Source organism: Rhodococcus sp. NyZ502, assembly GCF_041464245.1.
Taxonomy (GTDB): Bacteria; Actinomycetota; Actinomycetes; order Mycobacteriales; family Mycobacteriaceae; genus Rhodococcus_F; species Rhodococcus_F qingshengii.
The window spans coordinates 1133161-1150407 of the sequence record NZ_CP167155.1; the positions used below are offsets into that span (position 1 = coordinate 1133161).

The 17247-nt window shown below is 63.1% G+C and carries 14 protein-coding genes; 6 read left to right on the top strand and 8 right to left on the bottom strand.

Features of this window, described 5'->3' with window-relative positions; all coding sequences use genetic code 11:
* Window position 1: 1 nt before the first annotated feature.
* Window positions 2–1603 carry an ABC-F family ATP-binding cassette domain-containing protein gene (locus ACBG85_RS05250; protein ID WP_209448365.1) on the bottom strand — a complete coding sequence of 534 codons (1602 nt, stop codon included), beginning with the start codon at window positions 1601–1603 and terminating at the stop codon, window positions 2–4.
* A 234-nt stretch (window positions 1604–1837) separates the two neighbouring features.
* Window positions 1838–2392 (bottom strand): hypothetical protein, encoded by a 555-nt coding sequence (locus tag ACBG85_RS05255; RefSeq protein ID WP_003945732.1) that lies wholly within the window; start codon window positions 2390–2392, stop codon window positions 1838–1840.
* A 96-nt stretch (window positions 2393–2488) separates the two neighbouring features.
* On the opposite strand from ACBG85_RS05255, the gene ACBG85_RS05260 reads away from it, so the two are divergent.
* The 3 genes from ACBG85_RS05260 to ACBG85_RS05270 all read left to right on the top strand — a co-directional run bounded on the left by ACBG85_RS05260 (window position 2489) and on the right by ACBG85_RS05270 (window position 6861).
* Window positions 2489–4306 (top strand): penicillin-binding transpeptidase domain-containing protein, encoded by a 1818-nt coding sequence (locus ACBG85_RS05260; protein WP_192711986.1) that lies wholly within the window; start codon window positions 2489–2491, stop codon window positions 4304–4306.
* Between the two features lie 107 nt (window positions 4307–4413).
* Window positions 4414–6093, top strand: coding sequence for an NTF2-like N-terminal transpeptidase domain-containing protein (locus tag ACBG85_RS05265; protein WP_165638636.1), 1680 nt, complete (start codon window positions 4414–4416; stop codon window positions 6091–6093).
* A gap of 30 nt (window positions 6094–6123) precedes the next feature.
* Window positions 6124–6861, top strand: a complete 738-nt coding sequence (locus ACBG85_RS05270; protein ID WP_003945554.1) for a sulfite exporter TauE/SafE family protein — start codon at window positions 6124–6126, stop codon at window positions 6859–6861.
* Between the two features lie 6 nt (window positions 6862–6867).
* Here the strand turns inward: ACBG85_RS05270 and ACBG85_RS05275 are convergent, their stop codons facing one another.
* The 4 genes from ACBG85_RS05275 to ACBG85_RS05290 form a co-directional block, all read right to left on the bottom strand.
* Entirely contained in the window at window positions 6868–8340 is a 1473-nt protein-coding gene (locus ACBG85_RS05275; protein ID WP_003945468.1) for a peptide MFS transporter, read from the bottom strand.
* Between the two features lie 57 nt (window positions 8341–8397).
* The gene (locus ACBG85_RS05280; RefSeq protein WP_042453523.1) at window positions 8398–8775 is read right to left on the bottom strand and encodes a DUF3054 domain-containing protein; all 378 of its coding nucleotides are present in this window, start codon (window positions 8773–8775) and stop codon (window positions 8398–8400) included.
* Between the two features lie 64 nt (window positions 8776–8839).
* Entirely contained in the window at window positions 8840–9388 is a 549-nt protein-coding gene (locus tag ACBG85_RS05285; protein ID WP_003945643.1) for a YceI family protein, read from the bottom strand.
* Window positions 9389–9466: 78 nt separating this feature from the next.
* Entirely contained in the window at window positions 9467–11203 is a 1737-nt protein-coding gene (locus ACBG85_RS05290; RefSeq protein ID WP_064688535.1) for a 2-isopropylmalate synthase, read from the bottom strand.
* Between the two features lie 163 nt (window positions 11204–11366).
* Between ACBG85_RS05290 and ACBG85_RS05295 the strand changes: the two genes are divergently transcribed.
* On the top strand, window positions 11367–12047 hold the full coding sequence (locus tag ACBG85_RS05295) for a FadR/GntR family transcriptional regulator (protein WP_007734477.1): 681 nt from the start codon (window positions 11367–11369) through the stop codon (window positions 12045–12047).
* On the opposite strand, the gene ACBG85_RS05300 is transcribed toward ACBG85_RS05295, so the two are convergent.
* Both ACBG85_RS05300 and ACBG85_RS05305 read right to left on the bottom strand, forming a co-directional pair.
* Window positions 12044–13150 (bottom strand): TIGR00374 family protein, encoded by a 1107-nt coding sequence (locus ACBG85_RS05300; protein ID WP_064688534.1) that lies wholly within the window; start codon window positions 13148–13150, stop codon window positions 12044–12046. The two genes, ACBG85_RS05295 and ACBG85_RS05300, sit on opposite strands and share 4 nt — an antisense overlap.
* A 9-nt stretch (window positions 13151–13159) precedes the next feature.
* Window positions 13160–14638, bottom strand: coding sequence for an adenylate/guanylate cyclase domain-containing protein (locus tag ACBG85_RS05305; protein WP_003945952.1), 1479 nt, complete (start codon window positions 14636–14638; stop codon window positions 13160–13162).
* 192 nt (window positions 14639–14830) lie between these two features.
* Here ACBG85_RS05305 and ACBG85_RS05310 point away from each other — a divergent pair, with 192 nt between their 5' ends.
* Both ACBG85_RS05310 and macS read left to right on the top strand, forming a co-directional pair.
* Window positions 14831–16009, top strand: a complete 1179-nt coding sequence (locus ACBG85_RS05310; protein WP_007734480.1) for an AI-2E family transporter — start codon at window positions 14831–14833, stop codon at window positions 16007–16009.
* Window positions 16002–17225: a MacS family sensor histidine kinase gene (macS, locus tag ACBG85_RS05315; RefSeq protein ID WP_007734482.1), complete on the top strand. Its 1224-nt coding sequence runs from the start codon at window positions 16002–16004 to the stop codon at window positions 17223–17225. The genes ACBG85_RS05310 and macS overlap by 8 nt, the downstream gene beginning before the upstream one ends.
* Window positions 17226–17247 lie beyond the last annotated feature (22 nt).

Sequence of the window (17247 nt, forward strand, 5' to 3'; positions counted from 1 at the left end):
CCTACTCGGGATCGATGTCTCGAATACCAGTCTCGTCCATGCTGATCCATCGCGTTATGCCGATGCCGCGAAGGAACGGCAGATCGTGACTCACCACCACCATGGCGCCGCGAAAATCGGAAAGTGCCTGCGTGAGGTGGGCGAGACTCGGTAGGTCCAGGTTGTTGGTCGGCTCGTCGAGAAGAAGCAGCTGGGGCGCGGGCTCGGCCAGCAGGATCGTGGCTAACGCCGCACGCAATCGTTCACCGCCGGAGAGCGCGGATGCCGATACGTCGGAATCCGTTCCCCGGAAAAGGAACCGTGCCAACTGCCCGCGAATTTCCTCGGCTGTCGCGTGTGGCGCGGCCAACGCGACGTTGTCCGCCACCGAGAGATCCTCGTCGAACACGTCGAGACGTTGGGGGAGCGCACGAGAGGCTACGAACGGAGTCGACGCGGCGAGTGCATCGAGCAACGTCGTCTTGCCGATTCCGTTGCGTCCCACTATCGCAATCCGCTCCGGCCCGGTGATCTGGAGCGATACCACTTGGCCGCTCTGCAACGTCACCTCGTCGAGCCGCGCAACCTGCTGCCCCGGATGAACCTCTGTAGCAGGCAGATCCAGACGAATCTCGCGATCGTCTCGAAGGAGTTCCTCTGCCTCCGACAGGACAGACTTGGCCTCGTCCACCTTCCCGATATGGTTGAGGGCCAGCTTTCCCGCCGAAACTTGGGCCTGACGTTTTCGTGTCTGCGCGATGATCGGCGGCATCCGCTTGTTCTCGAACATCTTCTGCCCATCGCGCTTACGCCGGTCCAGTTTCGTTCGAGCGTCGATCAGCTCGCGGCTCTGCTTTGCCAGATCGGCCTTGGCGTCGCGAACGGTGGCGAGTGCGTTTTCCTGCTCAGCGGTCACGACCTCCTGGTAGTGCGAGTAGTTGCCGCCGAACACGCGTAGATCCCCCCGACGTAGTTCGATCGTGTACTCCGCGGTGTCGAGCAGTTCCCGGTCGTGGCTGACGATCAGTACGGTTCCCGGAAACTGTTGGACTGCAGCATGAACTCGTGATCGAGCGTCGCGGTCCAGGTTGTTGGTCGGCTCGTCCAGGAGCAGTACCTGTGGATTCTTCAGCAGCGTTGCGGTCAGGCCGAGTAAGACGGTCTCTCCGCCGGAGAGGGTGCCGACAGTTCGGCTCAATGCTGCGGTATCCGGAGCCACCTTCTCGAGGCCGAGTCGATGCAAGGTGGAGAGAGCGCTCTCCTCGATATCCCAGTTGTTGTCCACGAGCGCAAAGTCGGATTCGGAGCCGTCGCCGGTTTCGATGCGGTGCAATGCGTTTCGGAGTTCGTGGATACCGAGGATGTCATCCACCCGAACGCTCGGATCGAGTGTGATGTCCTGACGGAGGTAGCCGACCTCGCCGGAAGCGGTCACGGATCCGGATTCCGGTGAGAGCTCTCCTGCGATCAATCGCAGCAGAGTCGACTTTCCCGATCCGTTGAGTCCCACGAGACCGACACGGCCACTGGGGAATACAAAATTGGTGTGGGAAAAGACTGATTCGCCGTCCGGCCAGATGAAGGTGAGATCCGAGAGCGACAGAGAAAGATGGGATTGGGTCATGAGTACTCCAGAGGGTGCTTGGACTGTGCGCCCGGCTCAGCAAGTGCTGATGGGTGCGAGTGCCTTCGCGTGATGAACCTCTAGAGGAGCAACGGCCCGTTTCCTGTTCTGTCGGGAATGATTCGTGTTCCAGGTTAGAACACTCGAACGGTCCCGTGCAATCGAATTATTCTGTGCTGTCGGTCTCGTCGGTGTTCGGTGCTCAGATTTTCGGGCCTTCAGATTTTCGGGCCGTCAGATTTTCGGGCCTTCGGACCGAAGATCGTCGACCTTCGACATCGCTTCGCGGAGTTCGGTGAGCCATTGTTCGCTGTGCTTGCCCGCCAACCGGACTGTCCACATGAGAGCGTCCGCTCGGGAGCGAGCAACACCCGCGTCCACCAGAGTGTCGAGAACCTTGCGTTCGGGCTGACGTAGTCGTGTCATCACCGGAACTGCGAGATGTGTGAACAGGACGGTCTTTTCGTCCAGACGTACACCCCAGGCGACCTTGCGCCCGTAGCGAGCCTCGGCCTCGTCGGCGATGCGCATCCGGTCGGCGCGCGTGGTTTCGCGAAAGCGTGAGATCCTTCCGTCCGCGGCGGCCTCGCCACCGTCGACTGCCGGGAGTTCACCGATCACGACGATTTCTTCGCGGTCGACCTGGACGTCGGCCGTTCCGGTGAACCAGTCATCTGGAAGTCGACCGGCAAACCAGTCGGACGCATCACTCGCGTCGGGAACCGACGCCTGTTGCCAACCTCCGGGACGGCCGAACCTGCGGTCGCCGGAGTTTTGTGAGTTCTTCATGGCGTTCTCCTCGGAGAGCTGGTGGAGTGTGGCGTGCGTTTATTGCACTGATTACATGATTACACCGATAGTCGAACTGGCGCCACAAATTCGGGCATGATCGGAGTCGTGCGCCTTTCACACGCTCGTCAGAGCTTCCGAACTTTCCGTCGTCCCGTGGCTGCCGTGGCTCTGGGGGTATTGGCCGCAGGATCGGTAGTTGCCTGCAGTTCTGGCCCTGACCAGCCGAAATCAGTGGCAGAGGAGTTCGCGTCCGCGCTCACGTCCGATGACGTGCAAGCGGCGGCAGCCCTGACCACCGATCCGGCGGCGGCGTCGACTGCGATTTCGGCCCTGATCGACGGACTGGGCAAGGACGAGGGAACATTCACCGTCTCCGACGCCACCGAGTCCGGAGATTCCGCGGGAACATTCACACTCGACGCGGCGTGGAAGTTCGGCGAAGGTCAGGACTGGAACTACTCGACGCAGGGAAACGCGTCGAAAAGCGGGGACAACTGGCTGATTCAGTGGGACCCGGCGCTGTTGGCTCCGGACCTGACCTCCTCGACGACCCTGCGCTACACACCCACCACCGGTGCTCCGCCGTCGGTGCTGGACGCGGCGGGCCAGCCGATCATGGAGCAGCAGGTGGTGACGTTGGTCAATCTCGATTCTGCCGCGGTGCCCCCGGTGGACACGGCAGCCGTGGCGGCCCTTCTCTCGCCCGTCGCGCCGACGATCACGGCGGCATCGCTGAGCGGCGATCTTGCGTCGGCAAGTGGGAAGCCGGTCACCGCAATCACTTTGCGGGCCGAGGATCTTGCACCGATCGAGGAGAGGTTGGCGGCGATTCCCGGAGTGAGCTTGGCGCCGCAGGCTCGGTTGCTCTCGGTGGACAAAACTCTGGCGTCGCCGACTTTCAGTGGGTTGTCCGATCTGTGGCAGGAGGGGCAGGACAAGTCCGCGGGCTGGGCGGTACAGCAGGTGAAGCAGAACGGAACCGTCACCACCGTCGCCGGCCAAGACGGGCCGGTTGCTCCGAACATCGCGACAACGATCGACCGACCGATGCAACTCGCGGCCGAGAATGCGCTCGCCGGGGTGACACAACAGGCGGCGATCGTTGCGCTGCAGCCGTCGACCGGAGCGGTGTTGGCGGTGGCCCAGAACGCCCCCGCCGACGCACAGGGCCCGATCGCTCTGACCGGCCTGTACCCACCGGGTTCGACGTTCAAGACCGTGACGACGTCCGCGGCCCTGCAAGCCGGCGTCGCTACACCGGACACCGTTCTGCCGTGCCCGGGTACCGAGAACATCGAGGGCCGTCAGATTCCCAACGACGACGAGTTCGACCTCGGATCGGTTCCGCTGCACACCGCGTTCGCGAAGTCGTGCAACACCACAATGGCGAGGATGGCCGTCGGTCTGCCCGCCGATGCTCTGCACAAAGCGGCGCTGCAGTTCGGGCTCGGCGTCGACTACGTCACCCCCGGACTCACGACGGTGACGGGCAACGTCCCTGACGCGAACACCCCCGCCGAACGCGTCGAGTCCGCGATCGGACAGGGCACGGTGACCGCCACGCCCTTCGGGATGGCTCTCGTGGCGGCCTCGATCGCCAACGGAACGACACCCGCGCCGATGTTGGTCAAGGGACAGCCCGGCGTGGCAGATCAGACCGTTGCACCGGCTCCCGCGGAGGTGACCGAACAGTTGCGGGTGATGATGCGCGAGACCGTCACCGGCGGTACGGCGACGTCGTTGCAGGACATTCCGGGGCTTCTCGGCAAGACCGGCACGGCCGAAACCGAGGGTGGCCCGGCACATGGGTGGTTTGTCGGAATCAAGGGAGACCTCGCATTTGCGGTATTCATCGCGGGTGCGGACAGCTCTTCGCCTGCAGTGCAGGTAGCGGGCACTTTTCTGCGCTGAAACCTGTTTTCCGTTGCAGTTGGATCACACCGTCGTAGCTCAACCGTGACACGTTCGTAGGCATCCCGTGCTTGTTACTCGTGTGACAGAAGTAAAGAGTTACATGCATGGGGCCCGGAGGACAGCACAACCGTCGTGGAAAATATGTCGTTGCGTCGATAACTGCTGTCGTTCTGACAGTGGCGCTCGCGTCGTGTGTCATCGGTGGGGAGAAGAAATCCGACGCCGCCTCGGTGGTGGAGGACTTCGTCACCGCCCTCAACAACCACGACGCCGAAGCTGCCGCGGCGCTCACGTCGTACCCCAACGCGGCGCGGCCGTCGATCCAGCAGATGTTCGACGGACTGGCCGCCAAGTCCACCGACTTCGACGTCGCTCAGGTCATGGATCTGGGTAGCGACTCCGGACTCTTCACACTCGACGCGTCCTGGAACTTCGGCGAAGGCAAGGACTGGAGCTACCAGTCGCAGGGTGAGGTTCGTGATCTGTCGGTCGGCTGGCGTGTGTCCTGGGACCCGTCGGTCCTCGTCCCCGACCTCGGCAACGGTCGCACCGTTTCGTACACCCGCACGGACGCAGCGCCGCCGAAGGTAGTCGACAGCACCGGCACCCTGCTCATGAACGAGCAGACCATCAACGCGATCACTCTTGACCCGGCCACCATGCCGGACCCCGTCGACACCACTCGTCGCCTCGCCACGGTGCTCGAACCTGTCGCACCGTTGGTCACTTCGGAGTCGATGTTGGCCGACCTCGCCGCAAACCCCGGCAAGCCCGTCACCGCCGTACTGCTCCGCGATCCCGACTACGCCTACCTGGAAAGCGATTTTGCGATCCCCGGTGTCGTCGTGGTCAAGACACCCAAGCTGATCGCCTCCGACCGTCGCATCAACTCGCCGTTGCTGGACCCACTGCGGACCGTGTGGCAGGCCAATCGCGACGCCACCGCCGGCTGGGCGGTCAATCTGGTCGAGCCCAACGGATTCCCGATCAAGCAAGCCGGCTTCCAGGGACCTCCCGGCCCCGACGTCGCCGCGACCCTCGACTCGCACGCTCAACTCGCCGCGATCGAAGCTGTCGTCAGTGCAGGTACTCCTGCGGCCATCGTCGCGATCCGCCCGTCGGACGGCGCCATTCTGGCTGCCGCACAGAACAATCAGGCCATCGAACAGGGCCCGATCGCCTTCACCGGGTTGCGCCCGGCCGGCGGTGCCCTCGATCTGGTCCGTCTCGCATCGTCGATGCAGAACGGCGTCGACCCCGGCGCCGTGTCAGCCGAGCAGTTGGCCGACACCGGGCAGCAACTCGGACTCGGCAACGGCTTCCACATTCAGGGACTCGAACAGCAGACAGCAGTGCTTGCCGCGAACCGCCCCGGCGTGGACCAGGCGATGAACAACGTCATGGCCAACAAGACGTCCAACGACGCGAGCACACCGACGGTAACTCCGTTCGGAATGGCGATGCTCGCGGCATCGATCGCCCGCGGCAGTGCCCCGATGCCGATGATGGTCTTCGGACAACCGGCTACCGCCGACGTCACGCCGACGGCGTTGCCCGGCGACGTCAACAATCGTCTGCGTGACGCCATGCGAGGCGCCGGCGGACTGGCTGGGTACCCGGACATGATGGCGGCCGGTGCAGCGAGCGGTGACGATCGCTGGTTCTACGGATCACGCGGAGACTTCGCGTTCGCGGTGTTCGTCGCAGACGCCGACGGCGGCGATCGAGCAATGCAGATGACGGACAAGCTCTTCCAGGAACTCGGCAAGCCTGCCGACAAGTAGTACCGGGCACCGCGAGTAGATTCCTGGTTCGTGAACCTGCTCGATTTCCTTTTCCTCGTCGTAGCGGGTTTCTTCAGCGGTCTAGTCGGTTTTGTCACCGGTCTTGCATCGATCGTTTCGTATCCGGCGCTGCTGAGCGTCGGGCTCTCACCGGTCAGCGCGAACATGACCAATACCGTCGCGTTGGTGGCCGTCGGCGTCGGAGCGTTGGCGAACTCGTCCCGTGAAGTTGCCGATACCGGTCCGAAACTTGTTCGCTGGTCTCTCTATTCGGCGGCCGGTGGCATCATCGGTGCCCTCATCCTGTGGCTGGCACCGGAAGGTTCGTTCGAATCCGTTGTGCCGGCGATGGTCGTGTTCGCCTCGCTCGCGCTGCTGCTGCAACCGAAGATTCGTGAGTTGTCCGGCGGCGGTGACCGCCCCGGAATCTACTCGGCAGCACTGTTTGCCGTCGCGGTTTACGGCGGCTATTTCGGTGCCGGTGCCGGAGTCATCTTCCTGGCTGCGACGCTCATCCTCACTTCCGAAACGGTGTGGCGTGCAACGATCCTGAAGAGTTTCTTTCTCGGCATCGCCAATCTTGTGGCTGCACTCATCTTCGCATTCTCCGGACAGGTGCATTGGGTGGCCGCGTTGGCGATGGCGCTCGGCGCGTTGGCCGGAGGTTGGTGTGGCCCGCCCGTCGTCAAGAAAATCCCGCCATCGGTACTGCGTGTGGCAGTAGCGATAGCGGGATTCGTGTTGGCTCTGTGGTTGTGGGTGAAGTGAGCCCGTCTACTTCACGCCCTGCATCAGCTTCTTGATCCACGGCGAGGCAAGAGCAAGAATCACTCCGATTCCGATCGACGAGAAACCGATGATCAGGAAGAACGGGCGACTGTCGTCGATGTCGAAGTAACCGGCCAAGGTTCCCGCCATCGAAGAACCCAATGCAACGGACAAGAAGAACAACGCCACCATCTGAGTGTGGAAATGCTCGGGCGCGAGTTTGGTTGCAAGGGAAAGGCCGACGGGGGACAGGAAGAGTTCCGCGAAGGTGAAGAGCAGAAGCACACCGGCAAGGCCGAGGAGCGGCGCACTGTTCGGTCCGCCCCCGGTGATCGGGATGAACGCCAGGAACGCCAGACCCATCGTGCCGGTACCGAGCGCGAACTTGATCGGCGACGACGGCTGACGGTCACCGAGTTTGGTCCACATCGCTGCGAACACACCGGCAAAGATGATGATGAACACCGGATTGATCGACTGTACCCACGTCGGCGGGAAGTCCCAACCGAAGAGATTGCGGTCCAGGAGCTTGTCTGAGATCACCGGCACGGTGGTGAACTGCTGCTGAAACAGCGACCAGAAGGCCGCGCTCGCGATGAACATCGGGATGAACGCAAAGACTCGACTGCGTTCGACCTTGGTGACCTTCTTGCTGGTGAGCATGAGGAGGAAGTAACCGACCGACGCGACGATCGTGAGTCCGACAACGACGTCGGACATGTTGTCCGCCGTGATCAAACCGGTGACGGAGGCGACCGCGACGACGACGATCGCGGCAATGCCGATCCCGATGTAGAGTGCGCGCTTGTCCGCCGGCAACGGGTTGCCTGGTTCGGCACCGATTCCGTGAAGATGCTTGCGGCCCAGCGTGTACTGGATCAGGCCGAGCGCCATGCCGACGGCAGCGAGAGCAAAACCGGCGTGGAATCCCCAGGCGTCCTGGACAGCTCCGGTGAGCAGCGGACCGACAAGACCGCCGATGTTGATGCCCATGTAGAAGATGGAGAATCCGGCGTCGCGGCGAACATCCTGTTCGGAATAGAGATCTCCGACCAGAGAGGTCGCATTGGCCTTCAAGCCGCCGCTCCCGAAAGCGACCATGACGAGGCCGACGCCGACACCCCACATGCCGGGAAGAACCGACAGTGCGATGTGGCCGGCCATCACCAGCGAAGCACTGTAGAAGAGCGTGCGCTCGGAGCCGAGCAGTCGGTCGGCCACCCACGCCCCGAGAATCGTCGACAGGTAGACGGTGCCGCCGTACGCGCCGACGATGCTGGTCGCTGCCGCCTGGCTGATGCCGAGGCCGCCGTCGCTGACGCTGTAGTACAGGTAATAGATGAGGATGCCTTGCATCCCGTAGAAGGAGAACCTCTCCCACATCTCGACGCCGAACAGGTTCGCCAGCGCAAAGGGTTGGCCGAAGAACCCCCGGTCTTCCTTCTCGCTACGTTCGACGGGCTCCGTAGTGTTGCTCATCCGAAAAGTGTCCTACGTGCTCGGGCATTTCGGGTGGTTCCGAGCCGTGGAGTTTGGTTACGACTTGGTGCGGATTCTCACTACCAGCGGAGCGAGTGCGCGCCAACCGAGAAGGAACGCGCCGAGGACCAGCGTCGCGACGACGATGAAGCTGAACTGGGTGCCCTGGCCACTCAACACTCGCAGGATCATCCCGAAGACGACGGCGCCGAGCCAAACGACAACGCCGGTGGGAACAAGGAGAACGGCGTTGAACTTGTCGCGGTAGAGCGCGAACGTGGCAGCCCATCCGATCACCAGGCCGGTCAGGAAGGGCCAGGATGTCTTCGCCAGACCGGCGAGCGCATTGGCTTCTTCGTGGGTACGGCGCCCTATCGCGCAGAAGATTATGACAAGAATGGCGTCGATCAGCAGGAATGGTGCGTACTTCTTCACGCTCACACCATACGACTGTGCGCCTTTATTAACCGCGGGCGGTTAATAAAGGCGCACAGTGTTGTTAGGCCTGGAGGCCGGCTTCGATCTCGAGGGTGATCGTGATCTTGTCGCCGACAACTGCTCCGCCGCCTTCGAGGGGCATCTCGATGGAGATGTCGAAGTCCTTGCGGTTGATGACGGTGGTGGCCTCGAATCCGGCGACGGGGCCCTGGCCCATGCCCGGGTTGACGCCGTTGAACTCGAGGTTCAGCTCGACCTCGCGGGTGACGCCGTGGAGCGTGAAGTCGCCGGCGAGGACGAAGTCGCTGCCCTTGGATCGCACCGCGGTGGACTTGAAGGTGGCCTTCGGGAACTTCTCGACGTCGAAGAAGTCAGCGGACTTGATGTGGCCGTCGCGCTGCTCGTTCTTGGTGTTGATGGAGTCCACGGAAATCTCGGCCTCGACGGCGGGGGTTCCGTCTTCGGCAACGGTGATCGTTCCGGAGAACTCGTCGAACGTTCCACGAACCTTGGAAACCATGAGGTGGCGAACCGAGAATCCGACAGTGGAGTGGACGGTGTCGATGACCCAGGTTCCGGCGGTCAAAGCGGGCAAGGTTGCGGTGGTCATGGAAGCTCCTGAATAAGTAGTTGAATGTTCAAGTTCTTGTAGCTTCAACTATGGACCCCAGGAAATCCTTCCGCAAGATCATGTGAGCTGCATCACAGTGTTTGTGCTTGCGGCGTAGACCGCGTGAAGCGCCGACGCTGTCACCGACTGATGCACCGCAATGCCCCAGCGCCCTTCGGCGTTCACCACGCACTCTGCAATGGTGACTGCCGAATTCGCACTCCCGGAAGAATTCGTGTTGCGGGGCAGTGAATGCTGGGTGAGCGAGACGACCTCGACGGCTGAGCCCTGTTCGGTCAGGATTTTGCTCAATGCCTCGACCGGCCCGGACGCACTGGCCGCGGCGGTGACCTCGCGCCCGTCGCGATCGATGGCAACGAACAACTGATCACCGTCGGCGGTGTGTTCCAGTGAGTACCGACGCACTCCTCCGTTGTACCCATACTCGCGCAGCAGCAGTTTCCACAGCTGGTCGGCGGTCATTTCGGTGCCCGAGTCGTCGGTTTCGAGCTGCACCCGCGAGGCGAAGTCGATCTGCAGGCGCCGGGGGAGTTCGATCCCGTACTCGGTCTGCAGCAGATATGCGATTCCGCCCTTGCCCGACTGGCTGTTCACACGAATGACTGCCTGGTAGTCGCGGCCGACGTCGGCGGGGTCGATCGGCAGGTAAGGGACCGCCCAAGGCGCCGATCCCGGATCGACGCCGGCAGCCTCCGCGCTCTCGTAGTGATGCGCGAAGCCCTTCTTGATCGCGTCCTGGTGGGTTCCGGAAAATGCCGTGTACACGAGATCGCCGCCGTACGGGTGGCGTTCGTGGACGGGAATTCTGTTGCAGTACTCCACCGTTCGACGGATCTTGTCGATGTCGGAGAAGTCGATTTCCGGATCGACGCCCTGTGCATGCAGATTCAGCCCCAGTGTGACCAGGTCGACGTTGCCCGTCCGCTCGCCGTTGCCGAACAGGCATCCCTCGACGCGCTGCGCGCCGGCCAGCACTGCCAGTTCGGCGCACGCAACGCCGGTGCCGCGGTCGTTGTGCGGGTGGACCGAGAGGATCACCGAATCGCGTCGGGCCAGATTCTGGTGCATGTATTCGATCTGATCGGCATAGATGTTGGGGGTGGCGATTTCGACTGTGGCAGGGAGGTTGTGGATGACCGGGCGATCGGGGCTGGCGTCCCAGAGTTCGGTGAGACTGTTGCAGACCTGCAGGATGTAGTCGGGTTCGGTGAGGTTGAAGACCTCGGGTGAGAACTCGAATCGCCAGCCGTCGTGGCCTTCGCCGCCACGAGCAACGTCTTGCGCGGCGCGGAAAATCATGTCGTGCAACTCTTCTCGCTCCTTGCCGAGAACGACGTTTCTCCACGTCGGCGCAGTCGCCGTGTACATGTGGACGACCGCGTCAGGCAGCCCCTCGATCGATTGATATGTCCGTTCGATCAAATCCGTACGCGCGGCAGTGAATACGACGATGGTGACGTCGTCGGGAACGAGATCGAAGCGCACCAGGTTGCGAACGAAATCGAAATCGGTCTGACTCGCGGAGGGGTAGCCGGCCTCGATTTCCTTGTAGCCGATTGCCACCATCAGTTCGAACATTCGACGCTTGCGTTCGGGGTCCATCGGTTCTGCGAGGGCTTGGTTGCCGTCACGCAGATCGACGGGCACCCACAGGGGCGCCGCGGTGGTGCGATTGGACGGCCACGTCCGCTCGAAAGTCGGAATGTCGACGCGATCCCACGCGGCGCGATAGCGCTCGGACGGCATGGGTGACGGCTTCTGGTTGTTCCAGCGGTTGGCTCGGGTAGTACTCATCTTCGGTTTCTCCTGCGGTCGAGTCGAGAGACCGGCATGGCGAAACCCCGCGGAGGGGTGCCGGTCTTTCAGGCCCCGCCGCGGCAGTCGAGAAGGAGTGCTCCTGTAGCCATGCGGGCTACACTAGAACGAAATCACTTATCAGACAACCTGAGGAGTTCACGTGTCCCCGATCGTCGAGCGTCGGCTGCTCACCGACCAGGCCGCGGAGTTGCTACGCGCGCGGATCGTGAGCGGTGAATGGGAAGTCGGCGCCAAACTTCCAGGTGAAACCACTCTTGCTGCGCAGTTGGGTATCGGGCGGTCCACTATCAGGGAAGCAGTGCGGACTCTCGCGGGCCTCGGCATGCTCGAATCGCGGCAGGGCGCCGGGGTCTTCCTACGGAGTACGACGCCTCCGGATCAGTGGCCCCGAGTGCTCGAAGCCGAGGCGATCCTTCACGTCGTCGAGGTGCGCAACGCGGTCGAGATCGAAGCAGCTCGCCTCGCAGCGCAGCGGCGCGATGCCGTTGACGTCGCGGCTCTGCGGCAAGCGCTCGACGGTAGAACTGCCGCAGCGCACTCTGGCGACGCAGCGTTCGTCGACGCCGACATCGCCGTCCACCGAGCAGTGGTGGACGCGGCACACAATCCCGTGCTGTCGGAACTCTTCGAGACCTTTGTACCGCGTCTGCGGGCTGCGTTGATCGAGTTGATCGCGGTTCTGGACCTGCATCCCCACAGCCAGCCCGATGCGGACGAGCATCGAATGTTGGTGGACGCCATCGAAGCCGGCGACGCGGAGGCAGCCGTACGGATCAGCCGGGCACACCTCGACGACATGGCGGCAGCGTTGCGACGCTAGACGCCCGGCTGTTCGCGGCGTTCGAACTCGAGGTCCATCTCGAGGTCTTCGTGGTGGGTTGCACGGAAAGTGATCAAGAAGACGATCCAACCGGCGACAGCGACCCCGACGAAGCTGACCATCCGATATACAAACCATGCCGCAATTGCCTGCGCTCCACTGGCACCGGCGATCGTCAGCGCGGTGATCAGTGCGGTGTCCACGTAGCCCAGCCCGCCGGGCAGCAGCGGAATGCTGCCGACTGCTTTGGCGGCGGTAAAGGCAATCAGGAGCCCCGCGAAGGAGGGTTCCGCGCCCACCGCCCAGCATGCGAAACCCAAACAAGCGACATCGGCGACACGATGGATGGCCGACCACCCGAATGCGATGACCGAGTCGGTGCGGCTGAGCTCGACCGAATCCAGTTGCTTGAGGATTTCGGACCAACGGTGCATACCGCGCCCGGTCGGGTTCTTGCGAGAACGGTTGTACAGCGCCAGAACTCGGTGCCCGATGCGCTCGATGCTGCCGGGATTCTGGGCTATGTATCGCAACGCCAGAAACAGTGCTGCCATGCCGACGAGCGAAATCGTCAGCGTCACCGGGCTGACCTTGGTGCCGAACGCCGCCGCGCCGGTAGCGCCGAGTAGTGCCAGAGTCGCGGCGGCGATGACACCGCACATCGCCAACTGCCAGGATGCGACAACCGGTGTAGCGCCCCACTTTCGAGTCTGCTTGTACGTGAACGCAGTGGAGAAGACCTGGCCCGCAGGCAACGTCAGCGCCATTGCCGTACTGGCATAGATGACCGAGAGGTTCTTGAGGTGACCGGCAACCACACCAGCGGCATTGAGCAGACGTTGTTGAACGGACGCGTAACCGCTGAGTGAAATGAGTTGGGCCGCGACGCACGCGGCCACCCAACCCCAATGGATTTCGGTCAGGACCCGCCAGGCCTCACTGAGCCTGGGCCAGAGATATGCGCCTTCGACTATCAGGAGGGCGATGAGTGCTATCCCGAGCACCCACTTCAGCCACCAGAAGCGCCCTCTGACCCGACTGGTCTCGGCCACGGGCGAGCGTGGTCGTCTCAGTCGCCGTGGGGTGTTTCCAGGCTGAGCCATCGACTCACCCTAACCAATTTGATCCGGATCGACCTCTGGATACTTTTCGGGCCACGCCAGATGCGTCAGTCGTCGGCGCCCACGCAGTTGGACTTGCTCGCCGAGTTCCCACTCGGCCTGTTCCTCTTCGTCGGCGAAGTACAACGCGCTCGTCGACGCCAGCACCCGGCTGGGCCGAAGTTTCGCGAGCTCGGTGAGCCGTGACGCTTCGTTGACCGGATCACCGATCACGGTGTACTCGAAACGTTCGGCAGCACCGATGTTGCCGGCGACCGCGAGCCCCGCGCTCACACCGATTCCGACGTCGAGGCCGGTGATGTCGTTGAGCTTGAACCGCAGCTCGCGAGCCGCAGCGAGGGCTGCCGTCGGAGCGTCGGGTCGATCGAGTGGTGCACCGAAGATGGCGAGCGCTGCATCACCCATGAACTTGTTGACAAAACCATGGTGACGATCGATGACGTCGACGACCACACGGAAGAACTCGTTGAGCAGTTCGACCACTTCACCCGGCGGGCGCTCGGCCGCGGCACCGGTGGATCCGACCATGTCGACGAACAGAACTGCCACGAATCGAGTTTCGCCGCCCAGCTCGGTACCGAACTTCAACGCGCGCCGGGCCACGTCCTCGCCGACGTGCTGACCGAACAGCTCACGCAGCAGACGACGTTCGTCGGACTCTTTCATCATGCGGTTGAAGCCGACCTGCAGCCGGCCGATCTCACTGCCGTCGAACACCTCGACGCGTACGTCGGTGGCGCCGCGCTGCACCCGCTCGATGGCGCGTCGCAGTTGGCGGATCGGATCGGAGATCTGGGTAGCCGTCAGCATCGACAGCGCAAAGGCCTGCACGATCGCCATGATCGAGATGAGCAGGATCGCCCACGCGAGCGAGTCGGGGGAGAACTCGAGATCGGTCGTGAGCTGCGTCGAGCACAGCAAGATGATGCCTGCGACGGGCATCAGCGTGCCGAGTCCCCAGGTCATCGCCAGCCGGGTTCCGACGCCAGGCGCCATGGTCCGATCGAATTCGCCCTCGCTCAAAGCCTGGGCGGCGACCGGACGCAAAATGCGCTCACCGAGCATGTAAGTGAACCCGAAGGTCGTGGTCGCGGCCATACACACCGTCACGATCACGGCGATCGCGAGTCCGGGCATCTCGGTGATGGTCAGGAACACGAAGATGATGCCGCCCAGAATCCACAGCACCAGGTGGACGATGGCCTGGCGAAGCGGCGCGTGCAGTGCCGCCATCTGCTCGGACCTCGTGGGTGGACCCCCGCGCAGCCGCCAACGGATGACCGACTTCAACATCATTGCCGCCGCCGTAAGGCTGACGGCGCCGGCGAATGCCAGGTACACGCCGAAGATCGCAAAATTGCGGACCCGGTCGGCAACTATCGCGTCGGACTCCTGGATCGGCACGCCGTACCGGACGAAGGCAAAGACCAGTACCGCGCCGATCAGATTGGCTGCGAGCATGGAGAGCATATAGAGGGGCCACCGGCTGCGGATGGTCACCGCTATTGCTCTGTATGAGGCCCGCACAGGGTTCAATTTAGCTGGCAGAGGTCGAAGTGTTGGTACGCGCGTCCGATTATTCGTCCGCTCACCTGTGTCGGCCGGGCCGGTTAGGCTCGCGATGTGAACGCAAACAGGGGGCGTGCGGAGCGAGCATCGAGGATGAACAAACCCATCTCCGCCGACGCTCGGGCGGTGCATCCCGGCGTGCGCATCGCTGCGGAATGGTCGTGGCGCCTCATTGTGATCTTCGCCGGACTGTTGGTTCTCGGGTACGTCGTACTCCGCCTCGAAACCGTGCTCATCCCGGTGGGGCTGGCTCTGCTGGCATCAGCTCTGCTGATCCCGATTGTCGATCGGCTACAGGTGTGGGGTGTTCCCCGCTCGGCAGCCGTCATCGTCGTTCTGCTTGCCTCGATCGGACTGGTCGCGGGAATCATGACGTTTGTCGTCGAGCAGTTCATCGACGGGTTGCCCCAGCTCACCGACCAGTTCACGGCCAGCGTCACGCAAATTCAGAACTGGCTCACCAGCGGTCCGCTGCACTTCAGCGAGGATCAGATCCGCCAGGCAGGTGATTCGGTCGTCAAGTCGGTGCAATCCAATCGTGAGTCCCTGACCAGCGGCGCCTTGACCACGGCGACAGTAATCGGCGAGATCTTCACCGGGGCATTGCTGACGCTGTTCACTCTCATCTTCTTCCTCTACGGCGGCGATCAGATCTGGCAGTTCGTCACCCGGATCGTTCCCACCGACGCGCGTCGTCGCGTACGGATCGCCGGTTCTGCAGGTTTCGGGTCGCTGATCGGCTACGTGCGCGCCACGGTCGCGGTTGCCGCCGCCGACGCGATCGGTATCGGTGCCGGCCTGGCGATCCTCGGGGTGCCGCTCGCCCTGCCGCTGGCGTCGTTGGTGTTCATCGGCGCGTTCATTCCGATCGTCGGTGCATTTCTGACCGGTTTTCTCGCGGTGCTTGTCGCTCTGGTCACGAAGGGTTTCCTGACGGCGCTGATCGTCCTCGGCATCATCATCGGCGTCATGCAGCTCGAAGCGCACGTGATGCAACCGCTGTTGTTGGGTCGCGCTGTTCGACTGCATCCGCTGGCAGTCGTTCTCGCCATTACAACGGGCATCGTTCTCGCTGGAATCGTCGGCGGGCTCTTGGCTGTCCCGATCGTCGCGGTCCTGAATACCGCTATTCGTTCCCTCCTCGCCGACGACCCGGACATCGCGTACGCCGAACTGCACGTCGAAGATCCGGAAACCCCACTGTTCCCCGCCGAACCCGACGAGCCGCGCGCCGAGCCTCGCATCGTGAACCCCACTCCTCCCGATGACTGAGCCCACCCGCCGTCGTCGGCTGCACTATCAGCCGACCGTTCGCGAGGCGTCGGGCGTCGACACCGACCCTGATGCCCCGCTGTGGCGGGCGGCGCAGGCATTTCGGCTCGTCACGCTGGTGTACGCGATCAGCTACCAGTTCGCCTCGGCCTCCGACTACACCAACTCTCGGCTCAGCTGGTTCTTCGTCGCTCTGATGGCCGTGTGGACCGGGGTGTCGGCACTGTTGCTCGGGACATCCGGTGCTTTGTTCGGGAAGAAGCTGCCGCGGTATCAGGTGGTGATCGCCGATCAGGTGGTCGTCATCTTGCTGATGGCGTCGACGAGGCTGGTCTCCGACCACGAGTGGTATCAGAATCACCAGACGCTGCCCACCACGCTGTGGGCCACCAACGCGGTCATCTCCGCGGCAATTCTCGGCGGGCCGTGGCTCGGTATGGCGTCCGGAGTTGTCATCTCGGCGGCCAGCGCGATCATCCGCGACCAGGTCAACCTGGACCTCTGGCGCGATGCGACGGCTCCCGTGCTCGTATCGGTCGGCCTGGCGTTGGGCTTGGCCACCACCACCGCTCGGCGCTCGCATCGACAACTCGAGCAAGCCGTCCGTCTGGCGGCGGCCACCGAAGAGCGCGAGCGTTTGGCACGCGAAGTACACGACGGCGTTCTGCAGGTGCTGGCGATGGTGCGCAGGCGAGGTGCGGCACTCGGCGGCGAGGCAGCTGAACTGGCTGCTCTGGCCGGTGAGCAGGAGGTCGCCTTGAGAATGCTGATCTCCGAGCAGGTTTCGGGCGCCGCGGCAGACGTCGGCGGACAGACAGTGGATCTGTGTCCGCTGCTGACCACGCAGGCAAGCACGTCAGTGTCGGTGTCGACGCCCGCGCACCCCGTCGTGATCGAGCGTGATCGAGCCATCGAACTGGCAGCCATCGTCGACAATGCTCTGTCCAATGTCGGGCTGCACGCCGGGCCCGCGGCGAAGGCATACGTATTGCTCGAAGATTTGCCGGACGAGGTGATCGTCAGCATCCGCGACGACGGCGTCGGAATCCCCGAGGGTCGCTTGGCGCAGGCCGAAGCCGAAGGCCGCATGGGAGTATCGAAGTCCATTCTCGGCCGAGTGCAGGTGCTCGGCGGCACTGCAGTCCTGCAAACCGGGCCGGGGGAGGGCACCGAATGGGAGATCAACGTTCCGAAGGGGAAAAGTGAGCGCGGCTGACGAACATGGCGAGAATCCGGTG